Below are 23,020 nucleotides of genomic sequence, written 5' to 3'. Positions count from 1 at the left end.
GACAGCACAGCACGAGAGGTAGACAACAATGGCACTTCCCGATGGCGATAGCAGCGTCGGCCATTCCTTCGGACTGGAATTCGACGGCATCACGATCAAGGCGATCACCGAGGTCAGCGGCCTCAAACTGGAACAGGACGTGGTCGAGTACAAAGAGAACGGGCCGGACGGCAAATTCCAGATCCGGCGGCTGCCGGGGCGTCCGAAGGCACCCGACATCACCCTGACCCGAGGCCTCACCTCGGACAACAGTTTCGAGAAATGGATCAAGGACAGCCGGTTCGGCAAGATGGCCGACGTCCGTCGTGGCGGCGCGATCATCGTCTTCGACTTCGAAGGCAACCCGGTGAAGCGCTACAAGCTCACCAACGCCTGGCCGAAGAGCCTGGAGATCGGCGCGATGAAGGCCGGCGACACCTCGTATCTGTCCGAGAAACTGGTGCTCACCTGCGAGAGCATCGAGGTCGAGTGATGCGACGGGGCGCGCTGGCAGACCTGCTGCCGCGGGGATCGACGGACGACGCCGAGCCGGGCCCGCTCGCCCCGGAGCCGCTGATCACCGAATTTCCGTTCGTGCTGCCGCGCGGCTACGTCGACGGCGCGGGCATGGTGCATCGCGACGGCGTGATGCGGCTGGCGACGGCCCGGGACGAGCTGATCCCGCTGCGCGACGACCGGGTCCGGGAGAACGCCGCCTACCTGACCGTGGTGTTGCTGGCACGGGTCGTCACCCGGATCGGCACGGTCACCGACATTCATGCCGGCGTGATCGAGAACCTGTTCGCTGCCGACCTGGCGTTTCTGCAGGACCTCTACCGGCGGGTGAACACCGAAGGCCACACCCGTGCCGCGGTGACCTGCCCGGCCTGTGAGCACCGTTTCGCGGTCGACGTTTCCGGGGGCCGCCTGGGGGAATAGCGACGTACGCGGCCGACCGGCTCTACGCCGAGGTCGCGTACCTCGCCTACTACCTGCATTGGTCGCGGGACGACCTGCTCGACCTCGAACATGCCGAACGGCAGCGCTTCGTGGCCGAGGTGGCGGCACTGAACACCCGGATCCAGGAGTCCTGAGGAGGTGACGAACATGGCGTGGTGGTCACGGCTGCTGGGACGGCCAGCTGCCGATCCGGGCGCACGGAGGGGTGCCGCGCCGGTGACCCGCCCCCCGACAGGGGAGTGGAACGACGTCCCCCGCCTGCAGCGGGTGCTGGCCGAGCCGATCGCGCCGGTCGCCATCAACGACCGCTTCCGCGACTCGTTGGCGTCCTTCACTGACCCCAGCCTGATGACGCCGATGAGCCATCGGGTCGACCCGACGGTCGGCGGCCTGGTGGACGGCCTGGTCACCACCGGTCAGCGCGGCGGCGGTTACCGGTCGCCGGAGTTGGTCGTGCCTCGGCCCGCGGCGCCGGCCGCACCGGCCATCCAGCGGCGGGTGGCCGACTGGGCAGTGGTGCCGATGGAGTACCCGGACGTGACCGTGGCACCTGAGGCTGTCGCCGAATCGCCGTCCCCGACCGACCCCGCGTCAGATGTCGAATCGCCGCCAGATGTCGGGCAACCGGTGGACGTCGCACAACCAGCGGACGCGGTGCAGCCGGTGGTGAGGGCGAGCGAAGGCTCCATGCCTACTGCTGTGGATCCGCCGGCTGCCATGGATCTGCCGGTGGCCGGGCCGGTCGGCGTCCGATCGGTTCCGGTGCAGCGGTCGGAAGTTGATCATCCGGTGCGTGGTGTTGAACCGGTCGCGATTCAGCGTTCCGCCGCCGCGGCGCCCAGTGCACCGGCCCGTACTGCCGAGCCCACCATCGCTCGGCGTCCGGTCGAAGCGCCGGCGGTCGTTCAGCGGACGCTTCCGGTGGTGCCGACGCCGGCAACTACCCCAGCTCCGACAATCCCGGCGGTGCAGCGCAGCGCCGAGGTCGGGTTCACCGAGGTGCCGCTGGTCCTTGCCGAGCCCAGCGAGCCGTCGATCGGCGAGGCCGTGCCTGAGGCCGAGCCGGTAGCAATGCCCATTGCTGCGAGTGGTCCCACAGAGGTGCTGAAAGGGATCTCGACAAGCTCGATCAGCGATGTTCCAGTGGGGCGGTCGGGGATCTCGACAAGCTCGATCAACGAGGCCCCGGTAGCGCCGTCCGAGGTCTCGAGAGGTGTTCAGGTCGAGTTGCCGGTCAGTCGTTCGGTGGTGTCATCTGGGATCTCCACAAGCTCGATTAGCGATGTCCCGGTGGCGCCGCACGGGGTCTCGGCAGGTGCTCAGGTCGAGCTTCCGGTCAGTCGTTCAGCCGTGTCGTCGGGGATCTCGACAGGCTCGATCAGTGACGTCCCGGTCATGCCGGTGGGGATCTCGACAGGCTCGATCGGCGATGTTCCGGTGGGGCTGTCGGGGATCTCGACAAGCTCGATCAGCGAGAGGACGACGGCGCAGGTCGCGCCGCCGATCGTCGCTGTGCAACGTCGATCGGCCTCCACGATCTCGACGCCTGCCGCCTCGACGCCTGCCGTCTCGGCACTTCCCGTGCCGGCGTTCTCGGAACCGGCTGTCCCGGACGCCGTGCAGCGGGTGAGCGCCGCGCCGGCGACGGTGTCGCCGCAACCGCCGCTGACGTTGGTCCGCCCGGCGAGCGTCCGGACGCCGGGTGAAGGCCAGCGACTCGGCGAAGGGATGTCCTTCGTCAGCATGTTCGCCGATTTCGCCGACCAGTCGCCGATGGAGGCCAGCGTCCAACGCGAGACCACCGAGGACGCCCCAGCAGCCGCCGAACCGGCACCGGCCGAGTCCGCACCGCCGGACGCCGCGGCTTCCGCCGCTGCCCCGGCAGCCGCGGCCGCGGCGGTGGGGGCGGCGTCCGGTGCGGCAGGCGGCAATGTCGACGAGCTGGCCCGGCGGCTGTACGAGCCACTCGCCGCCCGGCTGCGCGAGGAGCTGTGGCTCGACCGGGAACGGGCCGGGTGGCTGACTGACGTGGCAGGAGGGTGAGGGACGTGGCGGAGAACAAGGATCCGGCGGTCAGCGTGTGCTTCAGCGTGACCATCGACGACAACGAGATCGGGGCCTTCAACAGCTGCGAGGGACTCGGCCTCGAAGTCGTCATCGAGCAGCGCGAAGAAGGCGGCAACAACGGCTTCGTCTGGCAGCTGCCGACGCGGGTCAAGTACAGCAATGTGAAGCTCAGCCGTCCGGTCTGCCGCGACAGCGCCAAGCTGACCGCCTGGCTGTGCAGCTTTGCGTCCGGCGTCCGGCGGCAGACCGCGACCATCACCGCGATGACCGGCGACCGCGAAGTGGTCGCGGTGTGGGCGCTGGACGGCGTCATCCCGGTCCGCTGGTCCGGCCCCAGCCTCAACCCGGACAGCCCGAAGGTCGCGATGGAGACCGTCGAGTTGGCCCACCACGGCTTCCTGCCCAAGGGCGCCTGAGCGCGGACGGGAGGAGACGACATGGCCGGTCAGTCCATCGTGCTGCAGACTTCGGCAGCGATGGCCGACGTCGCCCTGCCCGGCGACAAGGCGGCCGGCGGAGGCGTCCCGGTCAAGGGCCGACCCAAGATGCACAAGGCCCAGCTGACCATCTACGACCCCGGCCACGGCGGATCGGCCGGCGCCAAGCGCGGCGTCGTGCCGTTCCAGTTCAACCCCAAAGAGGTCACCATCAGCAAGGCGGCCAAATGGGAGCGCAAGCCGGCCAAGGGGGCGTCCAAGGCGGGCCCGCCGGAGTTCACCGGCTCGGAGCCGGCCAAGATGACCCTGGAGATGTTCTTCGACGCCACCGCGGCGCAGGACGGCTCGGTGGTCAAAGCCGTCGAACTGCTGATGTCCTGCTGTGTGCCCACCCCGGAGAGCGTCGCGAACAAGAAGCCGTCGCCGCCGCTGGTGGTGCTGCATTGGGGATCGACCGCCAGCTTCCCCGCCTTCATCACCTCGGTGAGCGCCAAGCTGACCCTGTTCAGCGCCGACGGCACCCCGATCCGGGCGGCCTGCGCGGTGCAGCTCGAAGAGATGCCGGGCGAGGAGTTCCGCCGGCAGAACCCGACCTCGGGCAGCTACGACGTCCGCCGGGTGCATCGGACGGTGGCCGGCGACACCCTCGCCTCGGTCGCCTTCGCCGAATACGGCGACCCGGCGGCCTGGCGGGCGCTGGCCCGGTTCAACACCATCGACGACCCGCTGCGGGTGCCGGCCGGCACGGTGCTGCTGCTGCCCAGCCCCGAGGAGCTCGCCCAGACGCCGACGGACAGATGGCCGGGGGACCGATGAGCAGCATCACCAGCACCTGCCTGATCGAATTGGACGGCAAACCGCTCCCTGCCGAGACGGTGCCGCTGCTGATGGCCGCCTACGTCGACGACAGCCAGGAGCTCCCGGACGCCTTCGTGCTGCGCTTCCGCGACCCGAACCGCGAAGTGCTCGGCCAGCTCGGCGTCAAGGTCGGATCGGCGGCGAAGGTCAGCGTCCAGGTCGCCGACCAGCCCCAGCCGGCCCTGCTGATCCAGGGCGAGGTGACCGCGCTGGAGGCCGAGTTCGACCAGGGCGGCACCTTCACCGTGATCCGCGGCTACGACCAGCTGCACCGCTTCTTCCGCGGACGGGTGACCGCCAGCTACCTGCAGGCCACGGCGTCCGACATCGCCACCACCATCGCGCAGCGGGCCGGGCTGCGGATCGGCGAGGTCACCTCGACCACCACCGTCTACGACCACTACAGCCAGGCCGGCCAGACCGACTGGGCCGTGTTGTCGACCCTGGCCAGGGCGAACAACCTCGAAGTTTCGGTCCACGACGGGGTGTTCGGTTTCACCAAGCCGGCCCAGGCCAGCGAAGCCCCGGCCGCCGAAGGCACCGCCTCGAGCCAGCCGCTGGTGCTGACCACGGGCAAGGATCTGCTCCGGTTCCGGGCCGTGCTGACCTCGGCCGGGCAGGTCGACACCGTCGAGGTGCGCGGCTGGGACGTCGCCACCAAGCAGGCGCTGAAGGCGTCCCAGCCGGCCGAGACGAAACGGATCGAACTGCCCACGGTGACCCCCGGACAGCTGGCCAAAGCGTTCGGCGGGCCGAGCCACGTCGCCACCGACATTCCCTACCGGACCCAGGCCGAGGTGGACGAGGCCGTCCGGGTGCTCGCCGACGAACTCGGCAGCTCGTTCGCCGAGTTCGAGGGGACGGCTCGCGGACGCCCCGAGCTGCGGGCCGGCGCGGCCGTCTCGGTCGACGGGCTGGGCGCCCCGTTCGACGGCAAGTACACGATCACCACCTCGCGGCACCGGTTCGACCCGCAGACCGGGTACACGACGTCCTTCGCGGTGACCGGACGCCGCGACCGCACCCTGCTCGGGCTGACCGCCGGCGGCACCCGCCGGGCCCCCGCCGGAATCAGCATCGGCCAGGTCTCGGACGCCAATGACCCCCAGCACGCCGGCCGGGTCCGGCTCACCTTCCCGTGGCTGTCGGACGACTACGTCAGCGACTGGGCGCGCACCGTCCAGGCCGGCGCCGGCAAAGACCGGGGCGGCGAGTTCCTGCCCGAGGTGGGCGACGAGGTGCTGGTCGCCTTCGAGCAGGGCGACGTGAACCGTCCGGTGGTGCTCGGCGGCCTGTTCAACGGCGTCGACACCATGCCGCGCGGCCCGGTCGACCTGATCGACGGCGGCACCGGACAGGTCAACCGGCGCTCGCTGGTCTCGCGCAAGGGCCACCGGCTCGACCTGCTGGACGCCTCCGGCAACGAAGGCATCCGGGCCGCCACCACCGACGACAAGCTGACCCTGGTGATGGACCACGGCGGCACCACCATCACCGTGCACGCCGACGGCAAGGTCAAGATCGAAGGCACACAGGGCATCACCATCGATTCCGCGAGCGCCGACCTCGACCTGAAGGGCAACAAGATCACGCTGGCCGCGACGTCCGGGGTCAGCGTGGACGGCGGTGGCGGCGCGGTCGACGTCAAGGCCGGCTCCACGCTCAGCCTGACCGGGGTCAGTGCCAAGCTCGAAGGAAGCGGCACCACCGAGGTGAAGGGGGGCTCGCTGTGCAACATCCAGGCCGGGCTGATCAAGCTCAACTGACCACGCGCCGCCGCCGAGAGGGGAAGGGCTGATGCCCGCGGCGGCACGGGTGGGTGACGCCACCGGTCACCCCGGGGTGATCGGGCCACCGGGGGTGCCCACGGTGCTGATCGCCGGCATGCCGGCCGCCACGGTGGGGACGCCGCACGTCTGCAGCTTCCCCCCGCCGGGGGTGCATCCGCCGTCCGCGATCGCCCCGCCGGGCTGTCCGACGGTGCTGATCGGCGGCATGCCGGCGGCCCGGATGGGCGACCTGGCGGCCTGCGGCGCCCCGATCGTCGTAGGCGCCCCCACCGTCCTGATCGGAGGATGAGATGACCACACCGCACACCGAGATCGACTTCGTCGGGGCCGGCTGGAATTATCCGCTTGGCACGGACGCCACCGGCGGCATCGCGCTGGTCACACGGGAGCGCGAGATCGAGCAGGCGATCCGGCTGATCCTCGGCACCGCGGTCGGCGAGCGGCCGATGCGCCCCGAGTTCGGCTGCCGGATTCACGACCACGTCTTCAACACGCCGTCCTCGGCCACGTCCGGGCAGATCGCCTACGACGTCCGTCAGGCGCTGGACCGCTGGGAGCCTCGGATCGAGGTGCTGGACGTCGGCATCGGGTTCGACGCGATGGCGTCCGGCGTGCTGTACATCGACATCCGCTACACCATCCGCAGCCTGAACGACCCCCGCAACCTGGTCTTCCCCTTCTACGTCATTCCCGCGCAGCCGGAGAACGGAGCCGTCTGATGTTGCCCGCACCGAACCTCGACGATCGCGGCTTCCAAGACCTGGTGGACGACGCCAAGCGGCTGGTGCAGCAGCGCTGCCCGACCTGGACCGACCACAACGTCTCCGATCCGGGCGTCACCCTGATCGAGGCTGTCGCCCAGATGGTCGACCAGCTGATCTACCGGCTCAACCGGGTGCCGGACCGCAACTACATCAAATTCCTGGAGCTGATCGGGGTCGAGCTGCGTCCCCCGGCCGCCGCCCGCGGGACGGCGACGTTCTGGCTGGCCGCGCCGCAACCGCAACCGGTCACCGTCCGGGCCGAGAGCCGGGTGGCCACTCCGCGCACCGACGTCTCCGAGCCGGTCACCTTCAGCACCACCCGCGGCCTGACGATCATTCCCTGCGCGTTCGGCCGGGCCGCCACCCAACCGGCGAAGGGGACGCCGACCGACACCACCGACGCGCTGGGCCGCAGCGGATTCCAGGCGTTCAGCGCCGCGCCGACGGTGGGCGACGCGCTGCTGATCGGGCTGACCGACGCCGTGCCGTCCTGCGCGGTGCTGCTCCGATTCGACTGCACCGTGTCCGGACGCGGGGTCGACCCGCGCCGTCCGCCGCTGGTCTGGGAGGCCTGGACCGACGAAGGCTGGGTGGTCTGCGAGGTCGGCAGCGATGACACCGGTGGCCTGAACAAGCCCGGTGATGTGGTGCTGCATGTGCCGGACGGTCATGGCGCCTCGGTGATCGCCCGCGAACGAGCCGGCTGGCTGCGCTGCCGGCTGATCGAGGCCGGGAAAGACCAGCCGACCTACGTGGAGCCGCCGACCATCCTCGGCGTCACCGCGCACACCGTCGGCGGGACCGCACCGACCATCCATGCCGAGGTGGTGCACGGCGAGGTGCTGGGCCGCTCCGACGGCACGCCCGCCCAGCGGTTCGCGCTGCAACGGCGTCCGGTGGTGGCCTCGGACGCCCCGCTGACCCTGACCGTCCAGGCCGGGGACGCCACGCAGGAGTGGACCGAGGTGCCGCATTTCGCCCAGTCCGGGCCGGACGACCGGCATTTCCGGATCGATGCCTTCGCCGGCGAGGTCGAATTCGGCCCGGCGCTGCGCTCCGCCGACGGCGGGCTGCGGCACTACGGGGCGGTGCCGCCGACCGGCGCCGTCGTCCGGATCGAGTCGTACCGGACCGGCGGGGGCCAGGCCGGCAACGTCGCCCGCGGCCAGGTCCGAGTGCTGAAGACCAGCATCCCTTACGTCTCACGGGTGGAGAACCGCGACCCGGCGATCGGCGGGGCGGACGCCGAGACGCTGGCCGACGCGAAGGCCCGCGGGCCGCTGCTGCTGCGCTCCCGCGGCCGGGCGGTCACCGTCGCCGACTTCGAAGAGCTGGCCCGCGACGCCGCCCCGGACGCGGCTCGGGTGGCATGCGTTCCGGAGACCGGGGTGGTGGGCGGCGTCCGGCTGCTGGTGGTGCCGCACGTCGCCGGCGACGACCTGGGCCGGATCGAACGGCCCGACCTCGACCCGCCCTGGCAGATCCTGGAACGCATCTCGCAGAACCTCGACGAGCGCCGACTGGTCGGGACGCGGCTGCTGGTGCAGCCGCCCGACTACGTCTGGCTGACCGCGGTGGTGCAGCTCAGCGCCCGCTCCCGGTTCGATCCCGGCGAGCTGCGGACCGAGGTGCTGCAGGCGCTCTACCGGCTGTACGACCCGCTCAGCGGCGGTCCGGACGGCAAGGGCTGGCCGTTCGGACGGGCCGTGCAGGCGCACGAGGTGCATGCCACCCTGGCCCGGATCCCGGGCGTCGACATGTCCCGCGAGGTGAGCGTGTCGCTCTATCCGGTGGACGCCGACACCGAAACCCGCGGGGCCGCGGTGACCCGGCTCGACCTGCCCGAGACCGGGCTGGTCTACTCGTTCGACCATCAGGTGCGGGTGGTGTCCTGATGCGCGGCACGATCGACGCCCTGGCCAGCCCGCATCCGCTGGCCGACACGCTGCCCACCATGCTGCGCGAGGACCCGTTCGCGCGCAGCCTGTGCGCCGGATTCGACGAGCTGCTCGCCCCGGTCATTCTCGATCTGGACACCTTCGTCGCCCACATCGACCCGGCCACCGCACCCGACGACATGCTGGTCTGGCTGGCCCAATGGCTCGGCCTGGGCATCGACGTCGATGTCGATCCGACGCCGCAGCGCGGCGAGCTCCAGGTCGCCGGCGCGGTCAACGCGGCCCGCGGAACCCGGCGCAGCATTCAGTTGGCGGTGTCCAGCGTGTTCGGGGTGGACGTCGACGTCACCGAATCGGGCGGTGCCCGCTGGTCGCCGACGCCGGGCGGCGACCTGCCCGGACAACCCGAGCCGGGGATCACCGTGACCGTCGCGTCGCCGAAAGGCGTCGCCATCGATGGCGATCGGCTCATGGCAGTGATCAGATCGGTGACGCCGGCGCATATTCCGCCTACCGTGGTGGTCCAGCCGTGAGCCAGGCCGGCACCGGCGGAGAGGTTCGACGATGACGTACCGCCTGGGTGTCGATCTCGGGACGACCACGCTGGCTGCCGCCGTGCGCCGGGACGGCGGACCGGCCGAACTGGTGCGTCTCGGCGAGCCCGGCCCGCAGGCGTCCGTCGCCCAGCTGCGCGACCCCGCACTGGGCACCGACCAGGCCGTCGCGGCGCTGCTCCGGTTGGCACGGGACCGGGCCGCGGCCCAGTTCGACGGGCCGCCGGACGAGATCGTGCTGGCCGTCCCTGGCTGGTGGGGGGACGCCGAGCGGGCCTCGTTCGACGCCGCCCTGGATCTGGCCGACCTCGGCGCGGCCCGGCGGATCGACCAGGCCGAGGCGGCCGCGCTCAGCTATGCCGCCCAGGTGATCGTGCCCGAGGGTGCCCGGCTTGCCGTCTTCGACCTCGGCGGCGGCTCGTGTTCCGCCAGCGTGCTGGAACGGGACGCCTCCGGCTTCACGGTGCTGGCTGCCGCCGGCGCGGCGCACCCCTGCGGGAACGATTTCGACGAGGCGGTCTCCCGGCTGGTGCTCGGCGCGCTGGGCGATCGGGGCCGCGAGTTGGCCGAGGCGGACGTCCGGCAGGCCTGTCAGGCGGCCCGCGAGGCGGTGTCGACCGCTCCGCGGGTCGAGGTGACGCTGCGGGGCGGGGTACCGCCGGCTCCGCTGGCGCGCACCGAGGTCGAGGGGCTGGTCCGCGGACCGATTCGGGACGGCATCGCGATGATCGCCGCAGCGCTGCGGGAGGCCGGACTTATCGCCAAGGACCTCACGGCGATCGTCGCGGTCGGCGGCTGCAGCAGCACCCCGCTGGTCCGGACGATGCTGGCGCGGGACTATTCGGTGCCGGTCGAGCTCTGTGCCCGGCCCGATCTGGAGGTGGCGCTCGGATCGGTCGGCGACGCCGCAAGCTGCCGGACGGAGGCACCACCGCCGCCACCACCACCACCGCCACCACCGCCGCCTCCACCGGTGGTGCCCGTGACGCCTCCGCCCGTGCCCATGCCTGCACCACCGCCTCCGGGTGCCGCGGCACCGCCGCCGTCGCCGTTCGCGCCGCCAGCGTCGGCGTTCGCACCACCGCCGGTCGGGGCGCCGCCTGTTCCGGCGCCGGCGGCATCCCAGCAGTGGTCCCCGCCGCCGGTGGTCCCGCCGCCCGTCGCCGAGCCGCGGCGTGCGGCACCGCCACCCGCTGCACCACCGCCACCTCCGGCGTGGAGCGGGCCGGGTTCGGCGTCCACCGGCGCGGCTCCTTCTGCCCAGACCCCGCCTCGTCAAGCGGCACCGCCGGTGGTTCCACCGCCTCCTGCGCCGCCGCCACCTCCTCCCACACCGCAGCCGTCCGCGCCGCCGGCGTGGCACGGCCAGCCGGCCCCGAGTTGGCAGCAGCCGGCGGCAGGCGCGGCGGGTGTGCCACCGCAATCGCCGGTGCCGCCGGCCCCGGCCGCCGGGTCCGGTAAGAGCCGGACGCCGATGGTCGTCGCCGCGGTCGCGATCGTGGTGGTCGCCGCAGTCGCGGCGTTCTTCCTGTTCCCGCGCGGAAACACCACCGGCCCGTCGGCGAGTTCCCCGCCCGCGACGTCCGCGCCGGTATCGACACCGACGATGTCCGTGCCGCTCAGTGGGCCCCAGCGCACTCTCGCCGAGTTCCCCCGCGGTCCGGAGTTGTCCGAGCGGACGGCGCTGGTGCCGATCAGGATCGCGGGCTCCGGCCGGGAGGCCCTGTTCGCGGTGGACATCGACAGCGGCGCGGTGTCCGGCCCGTTCGGCGCGACCAGCGGCGCCCTCACCAACCCGATGATGCAGGCCGGCCGCGACACCGTCCTCTACATCAACGGCGGCACGCTGCGGGTGATGGCCACCGACGGCAGCGACGACCACCAGCTCTGGCCGCAATTGCCGAAGGGGTGCGCCGAGGTGCGGCACGCGTCCTGGAACCGGCTCGATCCGACCACGCTGCTGATCAGCTGCCAGTCCACCGGATCCGGGATGGCGCTGATGGCGGTCGACCTGGACGGAAAGGTGCTCCGGACGCTGCGGACCGCCACCACGATCGGCGACTTCAGTGTCTCGCCGGACGGGCAGACCGTCGTCTACTGGTCGAGCAGCGAGGCGAAGGCGTCCGGCGGGCAGCTGTTCCTGATGCCCTTCGATCGGGACAAATCGGCCAAGCCCACCCAGCTGACCACCGGGTCGAGCATCAACGCGCACCCGGTGTGGTCACCGGACGGCACGATGCTCTCGTTCAGCCGCCGAGCGCCCGCGACCGGCGCTACCAAGGCCAATTGGGACGTCTACACGATGAAACCCGTAGCCAAAGCCACACCGTCGAAGGTGGCCACCGGTCCGGCGAACGAATTCAAGGCGGTCTGGTCGCCGGACAGCATGGAACTCCTGGTGATCTCCGACCGGACGTCGAAGAGCAATGGCAACCCCGGAAAGACCAACGACCTGTGGCTGTTCGGCCGCGACGGCACGGTGGACCGGTCGCTGGGGCTGAAGGCGGAGCGGATCACTCGGCCGTTCTGGAGCCTGCGCTGACCCTGGGCTGATCCCGGCCGGCTATCGGGTCAGTCCGAGTTCGGCCAGTGCCCAGGCCTGCTTCTGCTGGGCCAGCGCGGCCGCGGAATGGTTGCCGAGCCGGAGGTTGCTCTCGGCGATCAGGCTCCATGACGAGTCCTGGTAGGGGTCGAGGTCGATGGCTCGGTGTGCGTGCTCCAGCGCGGTCCGCGGATCGCCGGTCGCCAAGGCGTCCGAGGCTGCTGCGGACGCCGCCGTGGTGGCCAGCCGGCGCAGCCGGTCGCGTTCGTCGACCACCCATTCGGCTGGACCGGCCTCGGGCAGCAAGTCGCCGTTGTAGAGAGCGAGCGCCGCCGTCCGCAGCCGCAGCGCGGTGGCCCGGTCGCCGCTGGCCGCGGCGTCCGCCACCAGCCGTTCGAACGACCGGAGCCGGTCGTCGGCGCCCGCGATCCGCAACGCGTAGGCGTCGCCCTCGCGCACCAGCGCCTCCCGGTCCAGCCCGGCCGCCTCCAGGCACAGCCGGATGCTGGAGACCGACACCTGCAGACAATGGACACCGGAGGCCAGCGACGAGCCCGGCCACAGCTGCTCCAGCAGATGCTCGCGATGCAACGGACGCCGGTGGTGCAGCGCCAGCAGCATCAACAGCGACCGGGCGCGGGGCCGCAGCGCCACATGGTCGACGGGGCGGCCGTCCACGCTCAGCCGGAAGCCGCCGAGGCAGCTGAGCACCACTCGCGGCCCCTCGTCGCGACGGTCGGACGCCGTGACAGTCGGCGGTGCCGGTGTGACCACAGCTGTCGCGACCAGCCCTGAGCAGAGCAGGCGGGTCCAGGCCCGCAGCGCCGGGGCAGCCATCCGGTCGGCGACCTCGCCGGCATGCGCCAGCGCGGTCGCCGCGGCCTCGGGACGTCCGGCGCGGGCGAACCCGGCACCCAGTGCGATCGCGACCATCGCCTCGGTCCACGGCTCGGCGCCGCCGCGGTAGGAGTCGATCAGCTCGTGCGCGGACGCCGTCCACTCCTCCGGCGCCGAGGCGATCAGGGCGGCCAGCTGGACGCCGCGAGCGATCCGTGCCAACCAAGGCCAGCCCTCCAGATCGGCCTCGAGCAGCACGGCCTCGACGCCCCCGGCGTCCGGCTCGCCGTCGCCGACCAGGCACAGGAATTGCCGCATCAGGCGCCCGGCGAGGAGTTCCCAGCCCTCGTCGGCCCCCACCCGATCGAGCGCGGACGCCGCCTCGTCGAGGCGTCCGGCGATCAGCTGGTGCACGGCCTGGGCCAGCGGCGTGCTCACCGCGGCACGGGCCCAGCGGGTCACCGCCCGCAACTCGACCGACACCGGCGACAACCCGCCCGCCGCCGTGGCCGGGGGAGGTGCCGCGTTCGGCAGCCACAACTCCAGCGACCGGCGTTCGCGCCGTGACCGCTCGATGAACGGCCGGTCGTCGAGCAGCAGCTCCGCCCGCCGATACGCGGCGACCGCCTCGCCCAACTGGCCGCGCCGGGCCAGCAGCCGGGCCCCGGCGATCGCCAGGCAGGGGTCGTCGTCCGGGACGCCAGGCAGCGCCAGCAGCCCGGTCACCGCGTCGCCGTCGGTCGCCGGCGGGACGGGGGTGAGCAGCCGGGCCACCGCGCCCCAGTCTTCGGCGCGGGCGTAGGCGTGCACGGCGGCGCCGATCCGGGCGTCCCGTTCCAGCAGCTCGGCACTGCGCCGGTAGAGCTCCCGCGCGCCCGAGGCGCCCAGCCGGTCGACCAGCAGCACCTCCAGCTGGGTCTGCAGCACGTGGTGGTATCGGTAGGTGACGCCGCCGTCGGTGGAGGTGGTGAAGAACTGCTCGTCTTCGAGCGCGGCCAGCACGCTGGCGCTGCCGCAGGTGGCCAGCAGGTCGTCGCACAGGCGTCCGGTGAGCACACCCAGGGTGGCGGTGCGGAGCAGGAATTCGAGGCGTTCGGGGTCGATGCCGTCGAGCACGTTGCGGGCCAGGTACGAACGGATCAGCCGCGACCGGCCGCCCAGTTCGCCGATCGCCCGCTCCCGTTCGGTGCGTCCGTAACGGGCTGTGGCCAGGTGGAACAGATGCAGCCCGGCTGCCCAGCCGCCGGTCCGGCGGGTCAGCGCGGCCGCGCCCTCGGGGGACAGCGGCGCGTCGTAGACGGTGCGGAAGAGCTGCTCGACCTCCCACGACCGGAACCGCAGGTCGTCGCCGTCCAGTTCCCGGAGCTCGCCCGAGACGACCAGCCGGGCGGTGTCGATCGACGGCGGACGCCGGCTGCCCAGCACGATGCCGAGCTCGCGCGGACGCATCAGCAGCAGCGTCTCCAGGGCTCGTTCGGCCGGCGTCCCGGCGATCTCCTGCAGGTCGTCGACGAACAGCAGCCCGCGGCGCGGTCCGGCGTCGTCCAACGCCCGGATCACGTCGTCGATCATCCCGCCGGCCGCCGCCAGCGCCAACGCGGGATCGTCCAGCGCGACCGCCAGCGCATGGCCGAGATAGCGGGTGACGGACGCCGCGTCGCCGTCCTCGCGGCCGGCCCGATACCAGCCGACCCGGCCGGCGCCGGAGGCGAATTGGCTCAACAGGGTGGTCTTGCCGGAACCCGGCGGCCCGATCACCAGGGTGGACGCCGCATCGCCCGGTGCGCCCGTCCGGACCGAGGCCGCCACCGAATCCAGCCGGTCGCGGACCAGGCCGCGCGCGTCCGGACGCCGGACCTTTTCCAGGAAAACTACAGGTTCCACGCGGACCTACCGGGGGTTGTCGCTCCACAAGGCTTGCTGAGGTATGGAACGGAACAGTTCGTGCCGCGAGTGTAAGTCGCATTTCTCGGCCGGTGACAGGCCCGCCGGATGCGCAATTCTGCCACCACTGCCAGTTGTTGAGTCGTTGTTGAGGTGACGGTGAGGCGATCGTGAACGGGTTCGGCACACTGACCGCATGTCCATTGCCAGGATTCCCATCTTCATTCATGCCCGCGATCCCATTTCGCAGGCCGGGGTCAGCGCCCAGCTGCGGATGCGTCCCGAGATGCTGGTCGTCGACTCACCCGCGCAGGCCGCGGTGGCGGTGGTGGTGGCCGATGTCGTCGACGACGACACCACCCGCGACCTGCGCATGCTGGTCAAGGACCAGCGTCCCCGGCTGGTGCTGATCGTGGCCACCGTCGACGACGCCGCCCTGGTCGCCGCGGCCGAAGCCGGCGTCGTCGGTCTGCTACGGCGCTGCGACGCCAGCCCGGACGCGGTGGCACGGGTGGTGAACAAGGCCGCCGCCGGCGACGGCGAGGTGCCGGCGGATCTGCTCGGCCGGCTGCTGGAACAGGTCGGACGGCTGCAGCGGCAGGTGCTGGCCCCCCGCGGGCTGACCTTCACCGGCCTCACCCCGCGAGAGACCGAGGTGGTCCGGCTGGTCGCCGACGGGCTGGACACCAGTGAGATCGCGGTGCGGATGTCGTACAGCGAGCGCACGGTGAAGAATGTCCTGCACGATCTGACCACCCGGCTCCAGCTGCGCAACCGCACGCATGCCGTCGCCTATGCCGTCCGTGAAGGACTGATCTGATTCCCAACTACGGGCGATAGAGTGGCGGCGCACACATGGATGGGAGGTGGACGGCATCGAACTCATCTGTGAAAACTGCGGGGCCGCAAACCGGCAGGGCGCTGAATTCTGTCAGAACTGCAAGGCGTTCCTGGCGTGGGATCGTGCGTCCTCCGCCGCCTCCCCGGCGTCCGCTGCGTCCGCGCCGCCGGCCCAGACGCAGCTGCCGGTGCAGCAGCCGCAGACCGTCCCGGTCGCTCCGCCGACCCGGGTCGAGCCGACGCCGAGTGCCGCCGGGCAGCCGTCCTGGCCCCGGTACTGCACCTGGTGCGGCGCCGGGAACCCGAACGGACGCCATCTGTGCCGCCGCTGCGGCCTGTTGTTCGACCAGGCCGATCCGTGGAGCGGCCCGCCCGCCTCGCCGTCCGGTCCGGCGCCGACCGGTCCCGCGCCGTCCGGTGGCTCGGCCGGGTACGACAAGGCGGTCCCCGGCTGGTACCGGGGCCGGATGGCGACCGCCGGCGCCGGAATCGCGGCACTGATCGTGCTGGTCGGCTTCGCCGCCGCCTCGTCCCCGAAGATCGCCCAGGCCTGGGACGACGCGCACCGCACCTACCAGGCGGTGCCGGTGGCCTCGGCGAGCGTCGCGGCCGCGATCGGCGCGGACAAGAAGGCCAAGCCGGCCACCCTGATCGATGGCACCTTCGAGGCATTGACGCTGCCCTGGGACGAGAAGAAGGCGTCATGCGCCGGATGGATCACCCTGCAGCTCGCGAAACCCACCCGAATCGCCCAAGTCACGATCTATCCCGGCCTCGACAAGGACAATCCGCAACGCGACTTCGAGCGTCGCCCCAGCAAGATCGGCGTCCAGGTGGGCGACGGGAATTGCGTGGAGGCCGACGTGACGAATGACGAATGGCTGACCGTCGCCACCGACGACACCCGCGAGGTCAGCACGGTCAAGGTCGGAATCCTGGCCGCACCGGCCAACGACAACGCGAAATCGCAGGTAAGCCTGACCGAGATCGTCCTGTTCACCCGGTGAGGCCGGACGTCGGGTCGCGGTGTGGGATGCCGGCAGCGGCCCACTTCCGGCCGCATTAATCTGCGGCCATGACGACGTTCGCCCTGACCCGCACCGATCACCCGACCCCTGCCGACGAGCGGGACGCGATCGTGGCGAAGCCGGTGTTCGGGGCCTACTTCGCCGACCATATGGCGCTGGCCATCTGGACCGAGGGCGTCGGCTGGCACGATCGGGAGATCGTCGCCCGGCGTCCGTTCGAACTGCACCCCGGTGCGGCCACCTTCCATTACGGCCAGGAGATCTTCGAGGGGCTGAAGGCTTACCGGCAGCCGGACGGCGGGGTCGCCCTGTTCCGTCCCGAGAAGAACGCCGCCCGGTTCGCGGCCTCGGCGCGCCGGCTCGCGATGGCGCCCCTGCACGAGACCGACTTCGTCGCCGCGGTCACCGAACTGGTCGACCTGGACCGAGACTGGGTGCCCTCGCCGGAGGGTGAGCAGAGCCTGTACATCCGGCCGTTCGAGATCGCCAGCGAGACGCTGATCGGCGTCCGGGCCGCCAAAGAGTACACCTTCTGCGTGATCGCCACCCCGGTGGGGCCGTACTACCCCGAACCGGTCAGCCTGTGGGCGACCCCCAACTACACCCGTGCCGCCGAGGGCGGCACCGGCGCGGCCAAATGCGGCGGCAACTACGCGGCCAGCCTGGCTGCCGCCGACGAGGCCGCCGCGCACGGCTGCCAGCAGGTGATCTGGCTGGACGGCGCGGAGCACCGCTGGGTCGAGGAGTGCGGCACGATGAACATCATGTTCGTCACCGCCGCCGGCGAACTGGTCACCCCGGCATTGACCGGCACCATCCTGGACGGTGTTACCCGCGACTCGATCCTGGCCCTCGCGCCCGAGCACGGGCTGCGTCCGGTGGAACGCCGGATCGCCATCGACGAGGTCTTCGACGGCGTCGCCGACGGCAGCATCACCGAGGTGTTGGCCTGCGGCACGGCGGCCGTGGTCACCCCGGTGGTCGGCTTCGCGGCACCCGGCGTCAACGGCGCCGATCGCCGCCTCACCGTCGGCGACGGGACGCCGGGCTCGATCAGCCAGGCCATCCGGGCGCATCTGCTCGACGTCCAGTACGGCCTGGCCGAGGACCGCCACGGCTGGCTGCGCCGGGTCTAGAGCGCGTCCCGGCTGATCGGGCAGGACATGCAGCGGGGGCCGCCGCGTCCGGAACCCAGCTCGGAGCCGGCGATGGCCACCACTTCGATGCCGGCCGCGGTCAGCCGCTCGTTGGTCTCGGTGTTGCGCTCGTAGGCGATGGCGACCTTGGGCTCGATGGCCAGGGTGTTGTTGCCGTCGTCCCACTGCTCGCGCTCGGCGGTCACCGGATCGAGGCCGGTGTCGATCAGCCGAAGCCGCTCGATCCCCATCGCGCTGGCGGCGGCGTCCAGGAACGGACGCAGCGGCTCGACCCGGACGCCGCCCTCGGCGTCCGGCTTCAGGGTGGCGGCGGCCAGCCGGTGCGCGACGTTGGGGTACATCACCATGGCGTCGGTGTCGACCATGGTGCAGATGGTGTCGAGGTGCATGGTGGCCCGGTCCTGGTCGATCGGCACCGCCAGCACGGTGTGCGCCAGGCCGTGGGCGAACGCCGTCCGGGCCAGCCGTTCGGCGCCGGCCGGACGGGTGCGCTCGCCGACGCCGACGGCCAGAACGCCTTCGGCCAGCGCCAGCACGTCGCCACCCTCGAGGAACTCCTTGTCCCAGCCATGGATCCGTTCGGTGCCGGCGAACCTGGGATGGAACTGGTAGATCAGCTCGGTCAGCTGGGTCTCCCGCTGCCGAGCCGGCATCGCCAGCGACGTGACGGTGACCCGGTCGCCGACCCAGACGCTGGAGTCGCGGGTGAACAGCAGGTTTGGCAGCGGGTCGATCAGGAACTCGTCCGGGGCGTGCAGTGCCGCGACAAGGCTGCCGGTGCCGGACACCTCGTCGTTGCGCAACCCGGCCATCAAGATCTCGGCCAACTCGTCCGGACCCTGATCGCTCAACAGGTCGGTCAGGTAGCGGCGCAGGGTGTCGCCCAGCCGCAGATCGCGCATGGTGTGCGCGATGGCGGCCGCGCGCGCGTCCGCTTCGGCGAGGGTCTCGATCAGCAGCCGGCTCAGGTAGAGCACCTCGACCCCGCGGCTGCGCAGCGCGTCGGCGAAGGCGTCGTGCTCTTCCTGCGCGCGATCCACCCAGGGCAGCCCGTCGAACAGCAGTGCGTCGTTGTTGCGTGGGGTCAGCCGGCGCAACTCGTTGCCCGGACGATGCAGCATGACGGTGCGCAGCCGTCCTACCTCGGATCGGACGCCGTGCGGGAAGTGTTCAGCCATGGTGCCTCACCCTACCGGTGCAGGATGGGGACCATGACGCGACGTGTGGCGGTGGTCGGTGGCTCCGGACGGCTGGGAGCGCGGGTGGTCCGGGCGCTCGGTGAGCAGGGAGCGTCCGCGGTGTCGCTATCGCGCCGGACCGGTTTCGATCTGAGTCGTTCCGGGCCGGACGATCTGGCTCGTGCCCTGGACGGCAGCGACGCGGTGATCGACTGCTCGGACGCCGCCGACCGGAGCGTGGCGACCTTCGAGGCGTCCGCGGGCAGGTTGGCGGTGGCTGCCGGACGGGCCGATGTGCGCCAGCTGGTGGCGGTGTCTATCGTCGGCATCGACCGGCCGGGACTGGCCCGGATGGGCTACTACCAGGGCAAGCTGGCGCAGGAACGGGCGTTGCGCGCGGCGGCGTTGCCGGTGGGCATCGTCCGCACGACGCAGTGGTACACGTTCGCCGATCAGGTCTATGCCGGCGTCGGTCTCGGACGGTTCGGCCGGGTCGGTGTGGCACCGACGATGCGGATGCAACCGGTGTCCACCGACGCGGTCGCCGCCCGGCTGGCCCGAGCAGCGCTCGAAGGGCTTCCGGACGGCCGGGTCGAACTGGCCGGACCCCAACCGATGAGTCTGGCTGAGCTGGTCCGGCGGCTCTGGCGCGCCCGCGGGGTTCGGGTCCGCGTGATCCAGCTGACCATCCCGGGCGGACGCGGCTTCGGCATCCCCGGCTTCGCCGACGGCAGCCTGTTGCCCGGCCCGGACGCCGAAATCGACCCGACCACGGTCGAGGAATGGGCCCGGACGGAGCACCTCAGCCGGCCAGCGGGGATCCAGCAGTTGGGTGAGCCGGGTCAGGACGCTTGGGGGAGCGTCCGGGACACGGCTCTCCGCAATTTTGGTTCAGATGGACGCGCGGGATGAGGGCCACAGCGGCGTCCGGGAACTCCCGTGGTCCGCATCGTTGATCGCGTGGTCGTTGGCGCGGGCATCCTCATCCGGGCGGTGCTTGGGTGTCGTCTGGGGTTCGCCGATCTCACCATCGGTGCCCGCTTTCACCTTCGGTGACGGCTTTCGTGTTATTTCATGACAGTGGTCACCGATCCGGCCAGTCGTCACCGATGGTGAGATCCGCGGGTGGTCGACGCCCAGGGATCGGGGAACGGACCGCGTCCCCGGCACTTCAACTTCAAAGGGACAGCGACACCTCCACCCAGTCATCACAGCCGCCGCGCGGTGCTGGGTGGGAGCATCTGCCCGCCACGGGCCAAGGCAGAGGGAAATCTGGGCTGGTCTTGAGGTTCTGCTCACTGGCCGTTGAGCATGGCGCGGCAGAGTTCTACTCGTGCCGGGGGGGCCACCCGCCATGGAGCAGGAACTGGGGGGAGCTGCTCATAGTGGCGAGACGGATGGAGCTGGGTCAGGACGCTTGGGGGAGCGTCCAGGACCCGGCTCTCCGCAATTTGGTTCGCCAATTTGGTTCGCCGATCTCACCATCGGTGTCTGCTTTCACCTTCGGTGACGGCTTTCGTGTTATTTCATGACAGTGGTCACCGATCCGGCCAGTCGTCACCGATGGTGAGATCGGCCCGGGGGGGGGACGGGCGGGGGCTCGGGTCGGCACGCACCTAAAAGGGAACGGCGGCACCACCGTCACCCATCCAGCGCCGCGGCACTGGATGGGGATGGCTGCCTACGCCTTCTTGGCTCGGTTGCGGGCCTTGGCGCGCTCGCTGGCGTCCAGGATCACCTTGCGCATCCGGACGTGGGACGGGGTGACCTCGAGGCATTCGTCGCCGCGGCAGAACTCCAGCGCCTGTTCGAGCGAGTGCACCCGCGGCGGGATCAGCCGCTCCAGCTCCTCGCCGGTGGAGGAGCGCACGTTGGTGAGCTTCTTCTCCTTGGTGGGGTTGACGTCCATGTCCTCGTTGCGCGGGTTCTCGCCGACGATCATGCCCTGGTAGACCTCGTCGGACGGAGCCACGAACAGCACGCCGCGCTCCTGCAGGTTGAACAGTGCGTAGGAGGTGACCGCGCCGGTCCGGTCGGCGACCAGCGAGCCGGTGGAGCGGGTGACGATCTCGCCGGCCCACGGCTCGTAGCCCTCGAAGACGTGGTGCATGATCCCGGTGCCGCGGGTCTGGGTGAGGAACTCGGTGCGGAAGCCGATCAGGCCGCGGGCCGGGATGGCGTACTCCATCCGCACCCAGCCGGTGCCGTGGTTGATCATCTGCTCCATCCGGGAGCGCCGGGTGCCCATCAGCTGGGCCACCGTGCCGACGTGCTCCTCCGGGATGTCGACGGTGAGCCGCTCGAACGGCTCGTGCACCTTGCCGTCCACCACCCGGGTCAGCACCTGCGGCTTGCCGACGGTCAGCTCGAAGCCCTCGCGGCGCATCATCTCGACCAGCACGGCCAGCTGCAACTCACCGCGGCCCTGCACCTCCCAGGTGTCCGGACGCTCGGTCGGCAGCACCCTGATCGACACGTTGCCGATCAGTTCGGCGTCCAGCCGGGCCTTCAGCAGGCGCGCGGTGAGCTTGCTGCCCGACCGGCCGGCCAGCGGCGAGGTGTTGATGCCGATGGTCATCGAGATGGACGGCTCGTCGACGTGGATCAGCGGCAGCGGCTGCGGATTTTCCGGATCGGAGAGGGTTTCGCCGATCATGATGTCGGGAATGCCGGCGATCGCCACGATATCACCCGGCCCGGCCTGCTCGGCCGGCTGGCGCTCCAAGGCATGGGTCATCAGCAGCTCGGACAGCTTCACCGTGGTGATGCTGCCGTCGGCCTTGCACCAGGCCACGTTCTGGCCGCGACGCAGCGTCCCGTTGATCACCCGGCACAGCGCCAGCCGGCCCAGGTAAGGGGAGGCGTCCAGGTTGGTGACGTGCGCCTGCAGCGACGCGCCCTCGGTGTAGGTGGGCGCCGGAATCGACTCCATGATCACCTGGAACAGCGGTTCCAGGTTCTCCGAATCGGGCATGCCGCCGTCCGCGGGCTGAGTGAGCGAGGCGCGTCCGGCCTTGGCGGCGCAGTAGACCACCGGGAAGTCGAGCTTGTCGGCCTCGTCGTCGTCCAGCAGGTCGAGGAAGAGCTCGTACACCTCGTCGGTGACCTCGCTGATCCGGGCGTCGGCGCGGTCGACCTTGTTGATCACCACCACGATCGGCAGATGCTTGGCCAGCGCCTTGCGCAGCACGAACCGGGTCTGCGGCAGCGGGCCCTCGGAGGCGTCCACCAGCAGCAGGACGCCGTCGACCATCTCCAGGCCCCGCTCCACCTCGCCGCCGAAGTCGGCGTGACCAGGGGTGTCGATGATGTTGATGGTCACCGTGGAACCGTCGGCGAGGACGTGATCGACGGCGGTGTTCTTGGCGAGGATGGTGATGCCCTTCTCCCGCTCCAGATCCATCGAGTCCATGACGCGCTTCTCGACATCCTGGTTGGCGCGGAAGGCGCCGGACTGCCACAGCATCGCGTCCACCAAGGTGGTCTTCCCGTGGTCGACGTGGGCGATGATGGCGACATTGCGCAGGTCGGCGCGGACGGTCATGCAGGGGCCTTTCGGTCGGGCAACCGGACGATTCTACGGGTTGCGGCCGGACGCCGCTCGCGGGCCGGGTCCGCCGAGACCGGCCGGGGTCGCGCAGCCAGCCGCAATCCGATGCATCAACGGGCCACCTTCTCCATCCGTCAGCCAAAGGGGTCCATCCCGGATCCGGGTCGCAGGTGGCACCTCGCGACCACCAAAGCTTGGAGTAGGTATCTCGACTATGCGCACGACTTTGAATGTCCTGCGGATCGCCGTCGTCACCTGCATCGTGGCGCTCTGCACGCTGGTCCCGTCGGCGCCGGCCGCCAACGCGGCCCAGCAGTGCATCGGGACGACGACGAATGGACACGGCGGTCCGAACGCCTACTCCGGTGACTGCGTGTTCATGCGCGTGTACACCGCCTACGACGGCCGGATCATCGTCCAGTACTGGGGCAATCAGAACTACGACTTCTATCAGCTTCGCTGGTCGCGTCCAGGACGAGCAGAGTCGCAGGGCAGGGTGCCTGGCAGCGGCGAGGGCGGCGGTTGGTGGGGACTGAGGAACGCTTGGTGGGGTACTCCGTACACCTTCAAGGTGCAGGCCTGTCGCAGCAGCTTCTTCGGATCCAACTGCACGTCATGGGATCAGGTCACCTACTACCGGGACGCGCGTGAGGTCTGGGCATAGCGGTCCGTCACCTTGGATCGGACGCCGGGATCC

20 protein-coding genes are annotated in these 23,020 nt (G+C 70.9%); 17 read left to right on the top strand and 3 right to left on the bottom strand.

Translation table 11 applies throughout. The features are described 5' to 3' along the window. Window positions 1–28 precede the first annotated feature (28 nt). From QM619_RS02710 to QM619_RS02655, 12 genes are all read left to right on the top strand, one after another. On the top strand, window positions 29–472 hold the full coding sequence (locus QM619_RS02710) for a phage tail protein (RefSeq protein WP_415104055.1): 444 nt from the start codon (window positions 29–31) through the stop codon (window positions 470–472). Continuing rightward, window positions 472–918, top strand: a complete 447-nt coding sequence (locus tag QM619_RS02705; protein ID WP_415104053.1) for a hypothetical protein — start codon at window positions 472–474, stop codon at window positions 916–918. The genes QM619_RS02710 and QM619_RS02705 overlap by 1 nt, the downstream gene beginning before the upstream one ends. Beyond that, entirely contained in the window at window positions 915–1,073 is a 159-nt protein-coding gene (locus QM619_RS02700) for a DUF6760 family protein (RefSeq protein ID WP_415083605.1), read from the top strand. Before QM619_RS02705 ends, QM619_RS02700 begins: the two co-directional genes overlap by 4 nt. 82 nt (window positions 1,074–1,155) lie before the next feature. Next, complete coding sequence (locus tag QM619_RS02695) at window positions 1,156–2,982, top strand: hypothetical protein (RefSeq protein WP_415104051.1); 1,827 nt, start codon at window positions 1,156–1,158, stop codon at window positions 2,980–2,982. Between the two features lie 5 nt (window positions 2,983–2,987). After that, a complete protein-coding gene (locus tag QM619_RS02690) occupies window positions 2,988–3,422 on the top strand; it encodes a phage tail protein (RefSeq protein WP_415104049.1) in 435 nt (144 codons plus the stop codon). A gap of 21 nt (window positions 3,423–3,443) precedes the next feature. After that, window positions 3,444–4,259 carry a peptidase M23 gene (locus QM619_RS02685; protein ID WP_415104047.1) on the top strand — a complete coding sequence of 272 codons (816 nt, stop codon included), beginning with the start codon at window positions 3,444–3,446 and terminating at the stop codon, window positions 4,257–4,259. Further along, a complete protein-coding gene (locus QM619_RS02680) occupies window positions 4,256–6,067 on the top strand; it encodes a VgrG-related protein (RefSeq protein ID WP_415104045.1) in 1,812 nt (603 codons plus the stop codon). Before QM619_RS02685 ends, QM619_RS02680 begins: the two co-directional genes overlap by 4 nt. A gap of 31 nt (window positions 6,068–6,098) precedes the next feature. Next, a complete protein-coding gene (locus QM619_RS02675) occupies window positions 6,099–6,380 on the top strand; it encodes a PAAR domain-containing protein (RefSeq protein ID WP_415104043.1) in 282 nt (93 codons plus the stop codon). 1 nt (window position 6,381) lies between these two features. Then, window positions 6,382–6,810 (top strand): GPW/gp25 family protein, encoded by a 429-nt coding sequence (locus QM619_RS02670; RefSeq protein WP_415104041.1) that lies wholly within the window; start codon window positions 6,382–6,384, stop codon window positions 6,808–6,810. Then, window positions 6,810–8,750 carry a putative baseplate assembly protein gene (locus QM619_RS02665; RefSeq protein WP_415104039.1) on the top strand — a complete coding sequence of 647 codons (1,941 nt, stop codon included), beginning with the start codon at window positions 6,810–6,812 and terminating at the stop codon, window positions 8,748–8,750. The genes QM619_RS02670 and QM619_RS02665 overlap by 1 nt, the downstream gene beginning before the upstream one ends. Beyond that, entirely contained in the window at window positions 8,750–9,286 is a 537-nt protein-coding gene (locus QM619_RS02660; protein ID WP_415104037.1) for a phage tail protein, read from the top strand. The genes QM619_RS02665 and QM619_RS02660 overlap by 1 nt, the downstream gene beginning before the upstream one ends. A 31-nt stretch (window positions 9,287–9,317) precedes the next feature. Then, a complete protein-coding gene (locus QM619_RS02655; RefSeq protein ID WP_415104035.1) occupies window positions 9,318–11,849 on the top strand; it encodes an Hsp70 family protein in 2,532 nt (843 codons plus the stop codon). A 21-nt stretch (window positions 11,850–11,870) separates the two neighbouring features. Here QM619_RS02655 and QM619_RS02650 read toward each other — a convergent pair whose 3' ends face one another. Continuing rightward, window positions 11,871–14,570 carry a BTAD domain-containing putative transcriptional regulator gene (locus QM619_RS02650; protein ID WP_415104033.1) on the bottom strand — a complete coding sequence of 900 codons (2,700 nt, stop codon included), beginning with the start codon at window positions 14,568–14,570 and terminating at the stop codon, window positions 11,871–11,873. A gap of 196 nt (window positions 14,571–14,766) precedes the next feature. Here QM619_RS02650 and QM619_RS02645 point away from each other — a divergent pair, with 196 nt between their 5' ends. The 3 genes from QM619_RS02645 to QM619_RS02635 all read left to right on the top strand — a co-directional run bounded on the left by QM619_RS02645 (window position 14,767) and on the right by QM619_RS02635 (window position 17,574). After that, window positions 14,767–15,390, top strand: a complete 624-nt coding sequence (locus QM619_RS02645) for a helix-turn-helix transcriptional regulator (RefSeq protein WP_415104031.1) — start codon at window positions 14,767–14,769, stop codon at window positions 15,388–15,390. A 46-nt stretch (window positions 15,391–15,436) separates the two neighbouring features. Further along, entirely contained in the window at window positions 15,437–16,417 is a 981-nt protein-coding gene (locus QM619_RS02640; protein ID WP_415104029.1) for a zinc ribbon domain-containing protein, read from the top strand. Between the two features lie 68 nt (window positions 16,418–16,485). Then, window positions 16,486–17,574 (top strand): branched-chain amino acid aminotransferase, encoded by a 1,089-nt coding sequence (locus QM619_RS02635; RefSeq protein ID WP_415104027.1) that lies wholly within the window; start codon window positions 16,486–16,488, stop codon window positions 17,572–17,574. Here QM619_RS02635 and QM619_RS02630 read toward each other — a convergent pair. Next, the gene (locus QM619_RS02630) at window positions 17,571–18,773 is read right to left on the bottom strand and encodes an arginine deiminase (protein WP_415104025.1); all 1,203 of its coding nucleotides are present in this window, start codon (window positions 18,771–18,773) and stop codon (window positions 17,571–17,573) included. The genes QM619_RS02635 and QM619_RS02630 overlap by 4 nt on opposite strands. 33 nt (window positions 18,774–18,806) lie before the next feature. On the opposite strand from QM619_RS02630, the gene QM619_RS02625 reads away from it, so the two are divergent. Continuing rightward, window positions 18,807–19,685, top strand: coding sequence for an SDR family oxidoreductase (locus QM619_RS02625; protein WP_415104023.1), 879 nt, complete (start codon window positions 18,807–18,809; stop codon window positions 19,683–19,685). 769 nt (window positions 19,686–20,454) lie between these two features. Here QM619_RS02625 and typA read toward each other — a convergent pair. Continuing rightward, on the bottom strand, window positions 20,455–22,317 hold the full coding sequence (gene typA, locus QM619_RS02620; protein WP_415104021.1) for a translational GTPase TypA: 1,863 nt from the start codon (window positions 22,315–22,317) through the stop codon (window positions 20,455–20,457). A gap of 220 nt (window positions 22,318–22,537) precedes the next feature. On the opposite strand from typA, the gene QM619_RS02615 reads away from it, so the two are divergent. After that, window positions 22,538–22,987, top strand: coding sequence for a hypothetical protein (locus QM619_RS02615; RefSeq protein WP_415104019.1), 450 nt, complete (start codon window positions 22,538–22,540; stop codon window positions 22,985–22,987). The last annotated feature ends 33 nt before the right edge of the window (window positions 22,988–23,020 follow it).

Source organism: Micropruina sp., from assembly GCF_047606665.1.
In the GTDB taxonomy this organism is placed as follows: domain Bacteria; phylum Actinomycetota; class Actinomycetes; order Propionibacteriales; family Propionibacteriaceae; genus Micropruina.
The sequence above is the reverse complement of the archived record's forward strand: the minus strand, read 5'-3'. Positions and strand labels throughout refer to the sequence as shown.

Bases quoted from the DNA above. Each gene is read 5' to 3' on its own strand.
- QM619_RS02710 (WP_415104055.1), top strand. From the start codon at position 29: ATGGCACTTCCCGATGGCGATAGCAGCGTCGGCCATTCCTTCGGACTG.
- QM619_RS02705 (WP_415104053.1), top strand. From the start codon at position 472: ATGCGACGGGGCGCGCTGGCAGACCTGCTGCCGCGGGGATCGACGGAC.
- QM619_RS02685 (WP_415104047.1), top strand. From the start codon at position 3,444: ATGGCCGGTCAGTCCATCGTGCTGCAGACTTCGGCAGCGATGGCCGAC.
- QM619_RS02680 (WP_415104045.1), top strand. From the start codon at position 4,256: ATGAGCAGCATCACCAGCACCTGCCTGATCGAATTGGACGGCAAACCG.
- QM619_RS02675 (WP_415104043.1), top strand. From the start codon at position 6,099: ATGCCCGCGGCGGCACGGGTGGGTGACGCCACCGGTCACCCCGGGGTG.
- QM619_RS02670 (WP_415104041.1), top strand. From the start codon at position 6,382: ATGACCACACCGCACACCGAGATCGACTTCGTCGGGGCCGGCTGGAAT.
- QM619_RS02665 (WP_415104039.1), top strand. From the start codon at position 6,810: ATGTTGCCCGCACCGAACCTCGACGATCGCGGCTTCCAAGACCTGGTG.
- QM619_RS02660 (WP_415104037.1), top strand. From the start codon at position 8,750: ATGCGCGGCACGATCGACGCCCTGGCCAGCCCGCATCCGCTGGCCGAC.
- QM619_RS02655 (WP_415104035.1), top strand. From the start codon at position 9,318: ATGACGTACCGCCTGGGTGTCGATCTCGGGACGACCACGCTGGCTGCC.
- QM619_RS02645 (WP_415104031.1), top strand. From the start codon at position 14,767: ATGTCCATTGCCAGGATTCCCATCTTCATTCATGCCCGCGATCCCATT.
- QM619_RS02635 (WP_415104027.1), top strand. From the start codon at position 16,486: ATGACGACGTTCGCCCTGACCCGCACCGATCACCCGACCCCTGCCGAC.
- QM619_RS02630 (WP_415104025.1), bottom strand. From the start codon at position 18,773: ATGGCTGAACACTTCCCGCACGGCGTCCGATCCGAGGTAGGACGGCTG.
- QM619_RS02625 (WP_415104023.1), top strand. From the start codon at position 18,807: ATGACGCGACGTGTGGCGGTGGTCGGTGGCTCCGGACGGCTGGGAGCG.
- typA (WP_415104021.1), bottom strand. From the start codon at position 22,317: ATGACCGTCCGCGCCGACCTGCGCAATGTCGCCATCATCGCCCACGTC.
- QM619_RS02615 (WP_415104019.1), top strand. From the start codon at position 22,538: ATGCGCACGACTTTGAATGTCCTGCGGATCGCCGTCGTCACCTGCATC.